This is a genomic window from Stenotrophomonas sp. P5_B8 (assembly GCF_054049855.1).
The window spans coordinates 1-14,079 of record NZ_JBFULO010000065.1 but is presented as its reverse complement, the minus strand read 5'-3'; the positions used below and the strand labels follow the sequence as shown (position 1 = coordinate 14,079).

Genomic DNA, 14,079 nt, shown 5'->3' with positions numbered 1-14,079 from the left:
GCTTCTGCGGGCGGGTAGCTGCGGAGCCGGCCAGCGGCCGGCACTACCTGCGGGCGGGTAGCTGCAGAGCCGGCCAGCGGCCAGCACTACCTGCGGGCGGGTATCTGCGGAGCCGGCCAGCGGCCGGCACTACCTGCGAGCGGGTATCTGCGGAGCCGGCCAGCGGCCGGCACTGCCCGGTCACATTCCGTCGCTGCGGTCGTCATACTCGGCTCACCCCCGGGAAGGACGCCATGACGCTGCTGCTGACCACCACCCTGGAACGCGACCTGCCCGCCGCCGCCAAGGGCTGCACGCAGTCCTATGGCCGCATCGTGCTGGCCTGCCAGAACACCGTCACCGCGATCGCCCTGGCGATCACCCGTGACGTGCAGGCCAGCGAAGACATCGCCCAGGAAGCCTTCATCAAGGCCTGGCAGCAGCTCACCCAGCTGCACAACCCGTCCAGCTTCCTGCCCTGGCTGCGCCAGATCACCCGCAACCTGGCCCGCGACTGGCTGCGCGCCAACCGCGGCCGACCGCTGTCCGGCGAAGCGGCCGAGATCGCGATCAACATGGCCGCCGATCCCGGCCCGACCGCGCCCGAGCGGATGCAGCGGGTGGAAGAAGAACTGGCGGCCGAGGAAATCATCTCGGCGCTGCCCGAAGACGCCCGGGAAACCCTGCTGCTGTACTACCGCGAAGGCCAGAGTTCGCAGCAGGTGGCCGAGCTGCTGGGCCTCAGCGACGCGGCGGTACGCAAGCGGCTGTCGCGCGCCCGCGCCAGCGTGCGCGAAGAGATGCTGCGCCGCTTCGGCGACTTCGCCCGCAGCAGCGCCCCCAGCGCCGCCTTCGCCACCACCCTGGCCTCGGTGCTGATCATCGCCGCCCCCGGCACGGCCAGCGCCGCGATCCTGCTCGGCACCGGACTGGGCACCAGCAAGCTGGGCCTCGGCGGTGCCACGTTGTCCGGCGGCACCGCGCTGGGCTCGTTGAGCGCCGCGCTCAGCCAGACCGCCGCCCCCGGCCAGATGTTGGGCATCGGCACGGTCGTCGGCAGCCTGCTTGGCGGCATGCTCGGCAGCTACCTTGGCGGGCGCTATCTGCTGTCCTACGCGGAAACCCCGCGCGAGCGCGAGCAGGTCCGCGCATTCGTGGTCCTCAGCAGCGTCACCGCGCTGGTGATGTGCCTGTCGGTGCTGATGCTGAGCGTGCTGGAGGCACCGGTCTGGCTGCTGCTGACTGCGATGGCGGCGGGCATGGGCGCAGTGAACTATCAGTGCCTGTTCCCGCTGCAGAAAGTGATGGCGCCCATGCTGGCGCGCGATGCCGCCCGCCATGGCCGCCGTGGACCGAACTGGAAGTACCAGCTGATGTACGGCCGCGCGGCGATCGTGGTGGTCACCCTGGGGGTGGCGATCCTGGTGCTCTACAGCCTGCGGCAGACCGGTCGGCTGTAGAAACGACACAGCGCCGGTCGATGACCGGCGCTGTGTGTTTACCCGTGGATCGGCTTACTTGGTGGCCGGTGCCTTCGGCGGCATCGGCGGCTTGCCATCGCGGTGCTTGCCATCGCCGTGGCCCCCACGCGGACCACCGAACGGGCCCTTGGYGGCGTCGAACTCGGCCTTGCTCAGCTGGCCGTCCTTGTTGGTATCGGCTGCGGCGAACCAGGCGTCACGGTGCTGCTTCATGCGCAGCTCGCGGTCGGCCTTGTCCAGGTAGCCGTCCTTGTTGACATCCATCTGGTCGAAGCGGGCGGCCAGGCGCGGATCGGCCTTGGCTTCCTCGCGGCTGATGCGGCCATCCTTGTTGGTGTCCAGCTTGGCCATCCTGTCACCGCCGCCACCCGGGCCACGCCCATGCCGCTTGCCGTGCCAGCGCGGCATTTCCTCGCGCGAGAGCTTGCCATCCTTGTTCTTGTCCAGGGAGTCGAACTGCGCGGCCAGGCGCGGGGCCTTGGCCGCCTCGGCACGGTCGATGACGCCATCGCCGTTGGTGTCGAGCGTGGGGCGGGCCGGCGGGTCGGCGGGCGTCGGCGCATCGGCGGCGACCGCCAGGCCGGCAGCGCCGGTGGACAGCAGCAGGGCCAGCAGCAGAAGGGGTTTGCGATTGCGCATGGATCACTCCGGTTCGTAAGGTATCGGCGTGCGGTGCGTGGCACCCACACCGGTAACAACGCCCGGGCGGCGGCGGCGTTGACAGCCTGGCCGGCGATGTTCATTTGGCAGACAGTCGCGCCCCCTGCGACGCCCCGGCGCTATGCTGGGCGCATGGCAATACACGGCGACCGCGACGACGAGCTGCGACTGTTCCAGACCGGTGACCACCCTTGTGGTTACTGGCCGGAACGGGCCGCGCGCGACCTGGTGCTCGATCCCCAGGACGCGCGCCTGGGCACGCTTTACCCGATGGCGCTGAGCTGGGGCTTCCGCCGTTCCGGCGACCTGGTGTACCGGCCGCACTGCGCCAACTGCCACGCCTGCGTGTCGGTGCGTGTGCCGGTGGCGCGCTTCGCCCCGGACCGCAGCCAGCGCCGCTGCCTGGCTCGCAACGCCGACCTGGAAGTGCGGATCGTGGCCGCCGAGCAGACCGAAGAGCAGTTCGCGCTCTACCACCGCTACCTCACCCACCGGCATGCCCAGGGCGGCATGGACGAACACGGCCCGCATGAGTTCGACCAGTTCCTGATCGGCCAGTGGGCGCAGGGCCGCTTCATGGAACTGCGTGCGCCCGCCGAGGCTGGCCGCCGTGGCGCCCTGCTGGGGGTGGCGGTCACCGACGTGACCCCGCAGGGGCTGTCGGCGGTGTACACGTTCTTCGACCCCGACCAGGCCCACCGCAGCCTGGGCACCTTCGCCATCCTGCAGCAGATTGCCTGGGCCCGTCGCGAGCAGCTGCCGCACCTGTACCTGGGGTATTGGATCCGCGACCACCGCAAGATGGACTACAAGCGCCGCTTCCGCCCGCTGGAGGCTTACGACGGCCGCCGCTGGCACGCCTTCGACGACGAACTGGACGGGCGTTGACGCAGCATTGCAATGCGTCCGGGTGCAAAATAGGCCGATGAACGCCCATCCCCTGATCCTTGCCCTGGCCCTGCTGTGCAGCGCCTGCGCCCAGTCCCCTGCCAAGACCGCCGCCATGCCGGAAGCCCCCACCGCGCCGCTGCGGATCGCCACCTACAACACCTCGCTGTACAACGACGAGACCGGCGGGCTGATCGCCGAGCTGGAAGGCGACAGCGAACACGCGCGCAAGATCGCCGCGGTGCTGCAGCAGGTGCGTCCGGACCTGGTGCTGCTCAACGAGTTCGACTACGACGACGCGCACCGTGCGGCCGACCTGTTCCAGCAGCGCTACCTGGAAACCGCCCAGCCCGGCGGCGCCGAGCCGCTGCACTACGCCTACCGCTACCTGGCCCCGGTCAATACCGGCGTGCAGAGCGGGCTGGACCTGGACAACAACGGCCAGATTGGCGGCGACGGCCGCGCGCGCGGCAACGATGCGTGGGGCTACGGCCTGCACCCGGGCCAGTACGGCATGCTGGTGCTGTCGCGCTACCCGATCGACGCGGCCAAGGTACGCAGTTTCCAGCTGCTGAAGTGGAGCACCCTGCCCGGCGCGCTGCGCCCGATCGACCCGCGCACCGGCAAATCCTTCTACAACGACCACGTGTGGTCGCAGCTGCGGCTGTCGTCCAAGTCGCATTGGGACGTGCCGGTGACCACCCCGAACGGCGTGGTGCATGCCTTGGTCTCGCACCCGACCCCGCCGGTGTTCGACGGGCCGGAAAAGCGCAATGCCGCGCGCAACCACGACGAACTGCGGCTGTGGCAGGAATACCTGTCGGCCGGCAGCAAACCGTGGCTGTGCGATGACCGCGGCCAGTGCGGCGGCCTGCAGCAGGACGCGCGCTTTGTGATCCTGGGTGACCTGAACAACGATCCGGTCGATGGCGATGGCCGCCACGAGGCAATCGTGGAGCTGATCGAACATCCGCGCGTACTGCGCTACCCGACCCCGCGCAGCGTGGGTGCCGAGCAGACCAGCCTGGCATATGCGGAAAAGGGCATCGCGCGCAAGGGCGCGCCCTTCCATGCCACCGGCGATTTCGGCCCGAAGGCCGGCACCATGCGCCTGGATTACGTGCTGCCGTCGGTCGGTTTCAGCTACGTGGGCAGCGGCGTGTTCTGGCCGGACAACAACCGCCCGGAGGCGAAGATCGCCGACGGCAGCGATCACCACCTGGTGTGGGTGGATGTGAAGTAACCCGCAGTACCACGGTCAAGAAAACGGCGGGCATTGCCCGCCGTTCTTGCATCTGCAGTACGTCGCCGGAAGACAACGCGCGGCAGGATCAGGAGTGCAGTTCGATCCCGATTGCCTGGGCCGCCTCACGCGCGATCTTCCGCGCGTCCTCGATATCGGCGCCCCGCGCCAAGGTCACGCCGACGCGGCGATGGCCATGCACGGTGGGCTTGCCGAACAGGCGCAGCGATGAATCCGGATGTTCCAGCGCGGCGGCGACGTTGCTGAAGAACGGGACGCCTTCGCCATGGGCCAGCATCGCGCACGACGCCGAGGGACCGTTCTGGCGGATCAGCGGAATCGGCAGGCCGAGGATGGCGCGCGCATGCAGCGCGAATTCGCTCAGTTCCTGCGAGGCCAGGGTGACCAGGCCGGTGTCGTGCGGGCGCGGCGAGACTTCGCTGAACCACACCTCGTCGCCCTTCACGAACAGCTCCACCCCGAACAGGCCCCAGCCCCCCAGGTCGTCGGTGATCGCCTGCGAGATTTCCTCGGCACGCGCCAGCGCGCGCGGCGACATCGGCTGCGGCTGCCAGCTTTCGCGGTAGTCGCCGTCCTTCTGCCAGTGCCCGATCGGCGCGCAGAACGAGGTGCCTGCGGCGTGGCGCACGGTGAGCAGGGTGATTTCGTACTCGAAGTCGATGAAGCCTTCGACGATGCAGCGGCCGGCGCCGGCGCGGCCGCCGGTCTGCGCGTATTCCCAGGCCGGGGCGATGTCGCTCTCGCTGCGCAGCGTGCTCTGGCCCTTGCCCGAGGAGGACATCACCGGCTTGACCACGCACGGCAGGCCGATCACGGCCACGGCGGCGCGGTAGTCGGCCTCGGTATCCACGAACCGGTAGGGCGAGGTCGGCAGGCCGAGGGTTTCGGCGGCGAGCCGGCGGATGCCTTCGCGGTCCATGGTCAGGCGTGCGGCACGCGCGGTGGGCACCACGCGCTGGCCGGTTTCCTGCTCCAGCTGGACCAGGGTTTCGGTATGGATCGCTTCGATCTCCGGCACGATCAGGTGCGGCTGCTCCTTGGCGATCAGCGCGCGCAGCGCCATCGCATCGAGCATGTCGATCACATGCGCGCGGTGGGCGACCTGCATCGCCGGCGCGTCGGCGTAGCGGTCGGCGGCGATCACCTCCACCCCCAGCCGCTGCAGCTCGATGGCGACCTCCTTGCCCAGTTCGCCCGAGCCCAGCAGCAGGACGCGGGTGGCGGAGGGAGACAGCGGCGTACCGAGCGTGGTCATGGCGGTTCCGGACATTAGGGGGCGGGAGGGCATTCTAGAGCGTCGGCCGGAAAGCGGGCAGACCGACTTGCATTGTGATATCAATTTGATATCTTTTGATTCAATTGCCCAAGGACGCCCCGCCATGAAAGAGAAGACCCTCCGCTCACTGTCCGGCCTGCCGTTCCTGCTGCTGGTGCTGGTCCTGCTGGGGCTGTCGGTGTGGCTGTTCATCTCCGGCGCGCGCGCGTTCCCGGTGGCGCCCACCTGGATGCTGAGCGGCGTGGCGCTGGCCATCCTGGCCCTGCTCAGCCTGACCGGCCTGTACACCGTGCAGCCCAACCAGGCGGTGGTGGTGAGCCTGTTCGGCAAGTACGTGGGCACGGTCAAGGACAACGGTCTGCGCTGGAACAACCCGTTCTTCAGCAAGAAGAAGGTCAGCCAGCGCGTGCGCAACTTCGAAAGCGGCAAGCTCAAGGTCAACGAACTGGACGGCAGCCCGATCGAGATCGCCGCGGTGATCGTGTGGCAGGTGGTCGATGCCTCCGAGGCGGTCTACAACGTGGACGACTACGAGAGCTTCGTGCACATCCAGTCCGAATCGGCGCTGCGCGCGATGGCCACCAGCTACCCCTACGACCAGCACGAGGACGGCCAGCTGTCGCTGCGCAGCCACRCCGCCGAAATCTCCCAGCACCTCAAGGACGAACTGGCCGAGCGCCTGGCCGACGCCGGCGTGCAGGTGATCGACGCGCGCATCAGCCATCTCGCCTACGCCCCGGAAATCGCCCAGGCGATGCTGCAGCGCCAGCAGGCCAATGCGGTGATCGCCGCACGCACGCGCATCGTCGCCGGTGCGGTGGGCATGGTCGAAATGGCGCTGGCCGAACTGCAGAAGAACGGCGTGGTGCAGCTGGATGAGGAGCGCAAGGCGCACATGGTCAGCAACCTGCTGGTGGTGCTGTGCTCGGACCGCGGCACCCAGCCGGTCATCAATGCCGGGTCGTTGTACTGAGCCATGAGCGAGAAGAAAGCCTATCCGCTGCGGATCAACGCCGACATCCTGGCGGCGTTGCAGCGCTGGGCCGATGACGAGCTGCGCAGCGCCAACGCGCAGATCGAGTACGTCCTGCGCGATGCCCTGCGCAAGGCCGGCCGCCTTCCCAAACCCGATTCGAGCAAGGAGAGCAAGGAATGAGCAAGCGCTGGAGCTATTTGACCGTCGAGCTGCAACCGTCGTGGACGGGGTTGAAGCCGGATGAGATGCAGGCCGAACTCAACCGGCACGGCCAGCTCGGCTGGGAACTGGTGAACGTGCTGCAGACCCAACCGATGGGCGTGGCGCTGTTGATCTTCAAGAAGGAGATCTGAGATGGCCGCGCCCTCGCCTGCCGTCAACGACTTCGCCGTCGCCCCGGCCCCGGTCTGGCACCTGCTGTGGCTGTGGGTGCCCATGCTGGCCAGTGCGGCGCTGATCGTGGTCACCACGCTGCAATCGGACCAGCGCACGCCATACGAACTGGGCTTCACCGTGCCCTTCCTGGTGGTGCTCACTGCCGTGCTGAGCGCGATGTTCTTCCGTCGCCGCATCCGCCTGCAGGACCGTCAGCTGGAGGTGGTCTCCACGTTCTATCGCAAGCGCGTGCCGGTGCAGGACATCGTGCTGGAGCGCGCACGCGTGGTGGACCTGGCCGAGCATGGCAGCCTCAAGCCGACGACCAAGACCAATGGCTACGGCATGCCGGGATTCCAGTCCGGGCACTACCGGATGCGCGACCGCAGCAAGGCGTTCTGCCTGCTCACCGACAGCAGCCGCGTGCTGTACCTGCCGCTGCGCGACGGCAGCGCGCTGGTGATCAGCCCCGAGAACCCGCGCGCGCTGCTGACGGCCCTGCAGGCGCTGGCCGCGCCCGGCCGCACGCACTAAGCTGACCCCATGCGCCGCGCCCCTGCCCTGCTGATCAACACCGCCGACATCGAATTGTGGCCCGGCGGCCTGCTGCGCGCGCGCAGCAACGCCGACGCGCGTGCACTGGCCCAGGCGCGTTGGGTGCTTCGGCGCAAACGCGATGGTCGCTACCTGGCGGTGGTGTCCGCGCATGGGGTGCTGCCGCTGGTGCCACGGCTGATGCGCGAACACGGCATCGAGGCCGCGCTCGATGCGCTGGACGCGCAAGGGCTGGCACAAGGGCGCGGCAGGGCGGACGCATCCCTGCTGCCGCTCAGCGGCCTCCAACAACGGCTGGAACAGCTCGGCATCGATGCAGACGCGTATGAAAAGGCAACCGGCCTGGCGCTGGAGGCCGAACCGGCGCACCTGCGCCTGGCCGGCGTCGACCGCTACCGCCGTCCGCTCTGGCTGCGTCGCAGTGCCGCGCGCGGGTGGCAGCGTCTGCGCCAGCAGGCGGCGGTAGATGGGATCGCGCTCGATGCGATCTCCGGTTATCGCAGCCATGCCTACCAGCTGGGCATTTTCGAGCGCAAACGCGCGCGCGGCCTGGACGTTTCCGACATCCTCAAGGTCAATGCCGCCCCGGGCTACAGCGAGCACCACAGCGGCTTCGCGCTGGACATCGGCACACCCGGCGAGCCACCGGCCGAAGAGGGTTTCGAACACACGGCGGCATTTGCCTGGCTGCAGCAGCACGCGGACCGTTTCGGGTTCCAGCTGAGCTACCCGCGCGACAACCCGCATGGCATCGTCTACGAACCGTGGCACTGGTGCTGGCACCAAACCGGGTAGTGCCGAGCCATGCTCGGCAGCTTCTGTCTGCTGGGTCTGCAAGCCTGGTAGTGCCGAGCCATGCTCGGCAGCTTCTGCCTGCCGGGCCAGCGAACGTGTAGAGCCGAGCCATGCTCGGCAGCTTCTGCCTGCCGGGCCAGCGCAGCCGAGCATGGCTCGGCTCTACCGGGCCCTGCGCGCAGCCGAGCATGGCTCGGCTTTACCGGGCTCTGCGCGCAGCCGAGCATGGCTCGGCTCTACCGGGCTCTGCGCGCAGCCGAGCATGGCTCGGCTCTACCGGGCTCTGCGTGCAGCCGAGCATGGCTCGGCTCTACCGGGGTCCTGCGCCGTTGCCGAGCATGGCTCGGCTCTACCGGATGTTTTACGTCTGCGAACGGTTGGTCTTCACCTTCGGATCCACCGTGAAGTCGGCGATCCGCCACAGGTACAGGCTGGCATAGGTCCGGTACGGGCCCCACTTTTCGCCGCGCGCCAGCAGTTCCTTTGGCGTCGGCATGGCCTCGGCCTTGTCCACGCGCTGGGCGCCTTTGCGGATGCCGAGGTCGTCGATCGGCAGGATGTCCGGCCGACCGAGGCGGAACATCAGCATCATCTCCACCGTCCAACGGCCGATGCCGCGGATCGGCACCAGCGCGTCGATGATCGCGTCGTGCTCCATCACCGACATCCGGCGCAGATCCGGGATCTCGCCAGCGGTCTCGCGCCGGGCCAGGTCGCGCAGCGCCAGCGCCTTGTTGCCCGATACCCCGCACACGCGCAGCGCGGCATCGTCGATGCGGCCAAGCGTATCGGCGTGCAGTCGCGCGCTGCCGATGGCCACTTCCACCCGTCCCACAATCGTGGAGGCGGCTTTGCCGCTGAGCTGCTGGAACAGGATCGCCCGCGCCAGCGCGTCGACCGGATCGAAGGATTTCGACCAGCCCGGCTGCGCATTGATCGGGCCGAGCTTTTTCATCCACGCGCCCAGCCGACGATCGCGCCGACTCAACCAGTCGTGCGCGTGCTGCACATCGAAACCGCGGCGGAAGCGCGGCATGTCAGCGCCGCAGCGCGTTCAGGCCGTACACCAGCCAGCCCAGCATGAGCGCGGTGCCGCCGATCGGGGCCAACTGCGTGCTCCACTGCCACAGCGCGCCGCCGACCAGGCTGCCCGAGAACAGCAGCGTGCCCAGCAGCAGCCCGTACAGCGCCAACTTGCCCACGCTGTTCTGCTGGGTGGGGCCGAGGACCGCCAGCGCCAGTCCGTGGCCGAAGGCATACAGCGCGGCGGTAGTGACGTGCGACTGCGCCAGCGGATCGGCGATGCCGTGCGAGGCGTAGGCCGACAGGCCCACTGCCGTGGCCGCCAACAGGCCGCCGAGGCAGGCCAGCAGCGAGGGTTTGCGTGCGCGTCGTTCCAGGTTGAGCATGCGTGCATCCTTCCAAGGCGCTCCGGGTGGGGAGCAAAAAAAAACGCGCCGCAGGGAGCGGCGCGTTTTTCGTCGTGCGTTACATCACGGCAACCGTCGGTTTACTTGACGGCCCAGTAGATGTCGTACGTGCCTTCCGGCGTGAACGACTTGTCCACGCCGTCCTTCCAGGACTCGTACGGACGATCGATCACTTCGTTGCCGTTGGTCACCGACCACGCACGCAGGGCGTTGCGGGCGATATCCAGGCCGGCCATATGGCCGGTGTAGGCCGCGTGGGCCGAACGATGCGGCGCAACGTGCACGTACTTGACCGGCGCACCACCGTCGATCTTGACGGTCAGGGCTTCAGCGGACGCACCGTCAGCACCCTTCTTCTTGACCGGCTGGGCCACGTCGAAGGCGTACTTCTCAGCACCGAAATCGGTGGTGATGATGCGGAACGGACCGGCGGCTTCGAGGTTGTTGGCCTCCATCACGCGCTTGATCCACTCCTGGTTGTCCTTGATGGACTTGGTGATCGTCTCCTGGCCGCGATCCACGTTACCGGCGGTGACGACCAGCAGGTCCTCGACCGGCACGTCCACGATGGCCAGATCGGTCAGCGGGGCTTCGGCGGTGCGGTAGTCGATGTTCGGCACGGTGGCCAGCATGTTGGCCATGCGCGACAGACCCAGCTTCAGGTCGTCACCGATGTGACGGCTGACGTACAGGCCCGCGTAACGGCCCATCAGGTTGAAGCCGTACTTGACGCTGTAGTCCTGGGTGATCTTGACGTTGCGGCCACCCTTGCCGGTCGGCTCGAGGGTGAAGCTGGTCTTCTTGTCGTGGCCCTTGGTGGCATCCTCGATGTTGATCGACACCAGCTTGTTCTTCTCAGAACCGGTGATCTCCCAGCTACCTTCGCCCAGGGAATTATCCTTGGAGACGTAGTCCAGGCGGGCACCAACGCCGGCAGCGGGGCCGGACAGCTTCAGTTCAACGGCGGGATCGCGCAGCAAGAGCGGGTTCCAGTCCTTGAAGCGGCGCAGGCTGTTGACCGTGTCGTACACGATCGTCATCTTGCGGTTGGTCTCGATGCTTTCGGAAATATGGCGCTCGCCCGGCAGACATACGCCAATGATGACGAACAGGCCAGCCACGATCCCCAAGGCGATCAGGAACTCGATAATACGGGTCATTCAGGAGTCTCCGGGGCCGATCCCACGGCCGGGTTGATTGAAGCGAAGCGCCAATCCTAGCAGGCTTCGCGGGTATGTAGATCAGGATTGGCGCACCGGTATCCATGCCGGCAGCGGTTTTGCATAGACAAGGAGCGGAAAGATAACGCATCACACGCGTCAGCACGTAGCGGATGCGCAATATTTCTTTGCCGGATTCGGCCGATGGCCTCCCTGACCCTGCCGCAACCCTTGTCGCACAAGGGCTGCGACGCAGGTTGCGACAGCGGCCTGCGCCCCGTCTCAGACCAGCTGAAGCTCGAAAGCCTTCAGGACCGCGCGGGTCCGGTCGCGCACGCCCAGCTTGGACAGGATGTTGGACACGTGGTTCTTGATCGTGCCCTCGGCCACGCCCAGCGAGTTGGCGATCTCCTTGTTGGAGAAGCCGCTGGCCATTAGGCGCAGGATCTCGGTCTCGCGGTCGGTCAGCGGGTCGGGCCGGTCCAGGCTGACGAACTCGTTGCGCATGTGCTCCAGCCCGGACAGCAGGCGCTGGGTAACCGCCGGCTGCACCAGCGAACCGCCGTCGGCCACGGTCCGGATCGCGCCGACCAGCTGGTCCAGGGTCACGTCCTTGAGCAGGTAGCCCTTGGCACCGGCCTTGAGCCCGGCCAGCACCAGCTGGTCATCGTCGAAGGTGGTCAGGATGATGGTCGGCGGCAGCTGACCCAGCTTGGACAGCATCTGCAGCGCTTCCAACCCGGACATCACCGGCATGCGCATGTCCATCAGGACCACGTCCGGGCGCACCTGCGGCACCACTTCGACCGCCTGGCGGCCGTCGGCGGCTTCGGCCACCACTTCGATGCCGGCGTCCAGCGCCAGCAGCGAGCGGATTCCCTGCCGCACCAGGGTTTGGTCGTCGACCAGACAGACGCGAATCATCAACGCACTCCTCAAGGAACGGTGGCCAGCAGCAGCACGGGCGCACCGGGAACCGAGGCGCGCAGGCGGAAGCCCTGACCCCGGCGGGTTTCAATCTGCAGCTCACCGCCGCACTGGTACAGACGTTCGCGCATGCCGCGCAGGCCGTTGCCGACCACGATGCCATCGGCGCCCACGCCGTCATCATGCGCCTGGATGACCACCTGGCCTTCACTTTCGCGCCGGACCTGGATCCACAGGTTGCGTGCATTGGCGTGGCGCACGGCATTGGTGATGATTTCCTGGGTGCAGCGCAGCAGCACATGGGCGCGCTCGGGGTCTTCCACGTTCAGGGGCTCGGCGATATCCAGGTGGATGTCCAGCGAGGGCACCTGCTCGGTGAGCGGGCGCAACGCGGCGGCCAGGTCGATGGCGCCACTGTCGCGGATCTGGCTGACCGCCTCGCGCACGTCGGTGAGCAGCAGCTTGGCCAGGGTGTGGGCCTGGTGCACGTGTTCCTGGGCCTGGCCGTCGGTGAGGTGGCCGGCCACTTCCAGGTTCAGGCTGAGCGCGGTGAGGTGGTGACCCAGCAGGTCGTGCAGCTCGCGGGAGATGCGGGTGCGCTCGTTGACCCGGGCGCTTTCGGCCAGCAGCACGCGGGTAGCGCGCAGCTCGGTGTTGAGCCTGCGCTGCTCTTCACGCGCATCGGTCTGCTGCCGCGCCACCAGGCTGGTCACGAAGATGAACATGGAGAAGCCGCCGTACAGCAGCGACTGCATCAGCGCTTCGAACAGCGGCATGCGCAGGATCAGGTAGTACACCGGCAGCACCGCCAGCTGGCTCAGCAACAGCCAGAGCACCCCGCCGCGCACCTGCAGCATCCACGGAATCACCCCGGCGGCGACCATCATCAGGATGCTGCCCAGGCCCGACCCGCTCAGGTAGCTCACCCCCAGCGCCGAGGTGGTGAGCAGCAGCAGCACCACCCGGTCGTACCAGGCCGAATGCCCGCCGCCATCGCGCAGGCCGCGGGTCAGCCAGAAGTAGCACGCACCGAAGGCCAGGTAAGCGGTGAACAGCCACAACGCCCAGCTGTCCAGGCCATCGCCGCGGTGGCGCAGCAGCGATTCGTACTGGGAATAGACCACCGGCAGGCCGACCATGACCCAGGTGAACAGGCCGGCCAGTCGCAGTACTCGGGTTTGGCTCAGGTATCCCAGCATGGACGCATCTTAGGCTGAACCTGCGCCCCTGCACTCCCACATAAGTCATGGCCCCCGATTCGCCGGGGCCGGTCACCCGTGCAATAATCCGACGAGGGCCCCTTGATGGGCCAACCGCGTTACCCCACGGAGTCACAATGTCGATTGTCATCCGCGACGTGCGCGAGCACGAGCTCGATTCCGTCCTGGCCCTGAACAACAACGCCGGCCTGGCCATCCTGCCGCTGGATGCCGCCCGCCTGCGCCTGTTCTACGAAACCGCTGAATATTTCCGCGTCGCCGAGCGCGACGGCAACCTGGCCGGCTTCCTGATCGGCTTCGGCAGCGACAGCCAGCACGACAGCAGCAACTTCGCCTGGTTCCAGCAGCAGCTGGACAGCAAATTCTTCTATATCGACCGCATCGTGGTCGCCAGTCGCCGTCGCGGCGGCGGTGTCGGCCGTGCGTTCTATGCCGACGCGCAGAGCTACGCCGAGCTGCGCTACCCGCAGTTGACCTGCGAGGTGTTCCTGGACCATGGCGCCGATGCGGCGCTGCTGTTCCATGGCAGCTTCGGCTTCCGCGAGGTCGGACAGAACACCATGGAGCACGTGGACGTGCGTGCCAGCATGCTGCTCAAGGACCTGTGCAGTTACCAGTGGGTGCACGACACCTACGGCGACCAGCTGCCGGACGTGCCCTGGGTGGGCCATCGTCGCGAGCCGCTGCGCGCGCATCGACCGACGGGGACCTGAGGTGGCGGCGAACATGGATTTTGAACAGGCCGGTGAACTGAAGATCGGCCAGGTCGGCATCGCCAACCTGCGCATCCGCACCCTGGATGTGGAACGCCTCACCCGTGAAATGCACGACCGCGTGGCACGTGCGCCCAAGCTGTTCGGGCGTGCCGCGGTGATCCTGGATTTTGGCGGGCTCACCCAGATTCCCGATGTGGCCACGGCCCAGGCCCTGCTGGACGGGCTGCGCGGCGCCGGTGTGCTGCCGGTCGCGCTGGCGTACGGCACCACCGAAACCGAAAAACTCTCGCAGCAGCTGGGCCTGCCGCTGCTGGCCAAGTTCCGCGCGCAGTACGAACGCGCCGACCTGGAAGCGGTACAGGCCGCCCCGCCACCGC

The 14,079-nt window shown here is 67.7% G+C and carries 16 protein-coding genes and 1 pseudogene; 10 read left to right on the top strand and 7 right to left on the bottom strand.

The window, feature by feature from the left end; all coding sequences use genetic code 11:
- Nucleotides 1-233: 233 nt before the first annotated feature.
- Nucleotides 234-1,439, top strand: coding sequence for a sigma-70 family RNA polymerase sigma factor (locus ACXJKH_RS05895; protein WP_457318645.1), 1,206 nt, complete (start codon nt 234-236; stop codon nt 1,437-1,439).
- Nucleotides 1,440-1,493: 54 nt separating this feature from the next.
- On the opposite strand, the gene ACXJKH_RS05890 is transcribed toward ACXJKH_RS05895, so the two are convergent.
- Nucleotides 1,494-2,099, bottom strand: coding sequence for an EF-hand domain-containing protein (locus ACXJKH_RS05890; RefSeq protein ID WP_457318644.1), 606 nt, complete (start codon nt 2,097-2,099; stop codon nt 1,494-1,496).
- Between the two features lie 153 nt (nt 2,100-2,252).
- Here ACXJKH_RS05890 and ACXJKH_RS05885 point away from each other — a divergent pair, with 153 nt between their 5' ends.
- Together ACXJKH_RS05885 and ACXJKH_RS05880 are read left to right on the top strand one after the other, a co-directional pair.
- The gene (locus tag ACXJKH_RS05885) at nt 2,253-3,008 is read left to right on the top strand and encodes an arginyltransferase (RefSeq protein WP_457318643.1); all 756 of its coding nucleotides are present in this window, start codon (nt 2,253-2,255) and stop codon (nt 3,006-3,008) included.
- 37 nt (nt 3,009-3,045) lie between these two features.
- Nucleotides 3,046-4,251 (top strand): endonuclease/exonuclease/phosphatase family protein, encoded by a 1,206-nt coding sequence (locus tag ACXJKH_RS05880; protein ID WP_457318642.1) that lies wholly within the window; start codon nt 3,046-3,048, stop codon nt 4,249-4,251.
- 88 nt (nt 4,252-4,339) lie between these two features.
- Here ACXJKH_RS05880 and purT read toward each other — a convergent pair whose 3' ends face one another.
- Nucleotides 4,340-5,527, bottom strand: a complete 1,188-nt coding sequence (gene purT, locus ACXJKH_RS05875; RefSeq protein ID WP_457318641.1) for a formate-dependent phosphoribosylglycinamide formyltransferase — start codon at nt 5,525-5,527, stop codon at nt 4,340-4,342.
- 124 nt (nt 5,528-5,651) lie between these two features.
- Between purT and ACXJKH_RS05870 the strand changes: the two genes are divergently transcribed.
- The 5 genes from ACXJKH_RS05870 to ACXJKH_RS05850 are packed head-to-tail and all read left to right on the top strand — an operon-like array spanning nt 5,652 to nt 8,249.
- On the top strand, nt 5,652-6,521 hold the full coding sequence (locus ACXJKH_RS05870) for an SPFH domain-containing protein (RefSeq protein WP_457318640.1): 870 nt from the start codon (nt 5,652-5,654) through the stop codon (nt 6,519-6,521).
- Between the two features lie 3 nt (nt 6,522-6,524).
- Complete coding sequence (locus tag ACXJKH_RS05865) at nt 6,525-6,704, top strand: Arc family DNA binding domain-containing protein (RefSeq protein ID WP_256777159.1); 180 nt, start codon at nt 6,525-6,527, stop codon at nt 6,702-6,704.
- Complete coding sequence (locus tag ACXJKH_RS05860; RefSeq protein ID WP_256777161.1) at nt 6,701-6,877, top strand: DUF4177 domain-containing protein; 177 nt, start codon at nt 6,701-6,703, stop codon at nt 6,875-6,877. The genes ACXJKH_RS05865 and ACXJKH_RS05860 overlap by 4 nt, the downstream gene beginning before the upstream one ends.
- Before the next feature lies 1 nt (nt 6,878).
- A complete protein-coding gene (locus ACXJKH_RS05855; RefSeq protein WP_457318639.1) occupies nt 6,879-7,433 on the top strand; it encodes a PH domain-containing protein in 555 nt (184 codons plus the stop codon).
- 9 nt (nt 7,434-7,442) lie between these two features.
- Complete coding sequence (locus ACXJKH_RS05850) at nt 7,443-8,249, top strand: M15 family metallopeptidase (RefSeq protein ID WP_457318638.1); 807 nt, start codon at nt 7,443-7,445, stop codon at nt 8,247-8,249.
- Nucleotides 8,250-8,610: 361 nt separating this feature from the next.
- Here the strand turns inward: ACXJKH_RS05850 and ACXJKH_RS05845 are convergent, their stop codons facing one another.
- From ACXJKH_RS05845 to ACXJKH_RS05825, 5 genes are all read right to left on the bottom strand, one after another.
- Nucleotides 8,611-9,285, bottom strand: coding sequence for a DNA-3-methyladenine glycosylase family protein (locus ACXJKH_RS05845; protein ID WP_256776350.1), 675 nt, complete (start codon nt 9,283-9,285; stop codon nt 8,611-8,613).
- 1 nt (nt 9,286) lies between these two features.
- Nucleotides 9,287-9,658: a DUF423 domain-containing protein gene (locus ACXJKH_RS05840; RefSeq protein WP_457318637.1), complete on the bottom strand. Its 372-nt coding sequence runs from the start codon at nt 9,656-9,658 to the stop codon at nt 9,287-9,289.
- 101 nt (nt 9,659-9,759) lie between these two features.
- On the bottom strand, nt 9,760-10,839 hold the full coding sequence (locus ACXJKH_RS05835; protein ID WP_457318636.1) for a polyketide cyclase: 1,080 nt from the start codon (nt 10,837-10,839) through the stop codon (nt 9,760-9,762).
- A 282-nt stretch (nt 10,840-11,121) separates the two neighbouring features.
- Complete coding sequence (locus ACXJKH_RS05830) at nt 11,122-11,763, bottom strand: response regulator (protein ID WP_256776353.1); 642 nt, start codon at nt 11,761-11,763, stop codon at nt 11,122-11,124.
- An 11-nt stretch (nt 11,764-11,774) separates the two neighbouring features.
- Complete coding sequence (locus ACXJKH_RS05825) at nt 11,775-12,965, bottom strand: sensor histidine kinase (protein WP_457318635.1); 1,191 nt, start codon at nt 12,963-12,965, stop codon at nt 11,775-11,777.
- Nucleotides 12,966-13,102: 137 nt separating this feature from the next.
- On the opposite strand from ACXJKH_RS05825, the gene ACXJKH_RS05820 reads away from it, so the two are divergent.
- Nucleotides 13,103-13,699, top strand: a complete 597-nt coding sequence (locus ACXJKH_RS05820) for a GNAT family N-acetyltransferase (protein ID WP_312238333.1) — start codon at nt 13,103-13,105, stop codon at nt 13,697-13,699.
- A gap of 13 nt (nt 13,700-13,712) precedes the next feature.
- Nucleotides 13,713-14,079: pseudogene (gene minC, locus ACXJKH_RS05815) on the top strand (septum site-determining protein MinC); the annotation flags it as partial.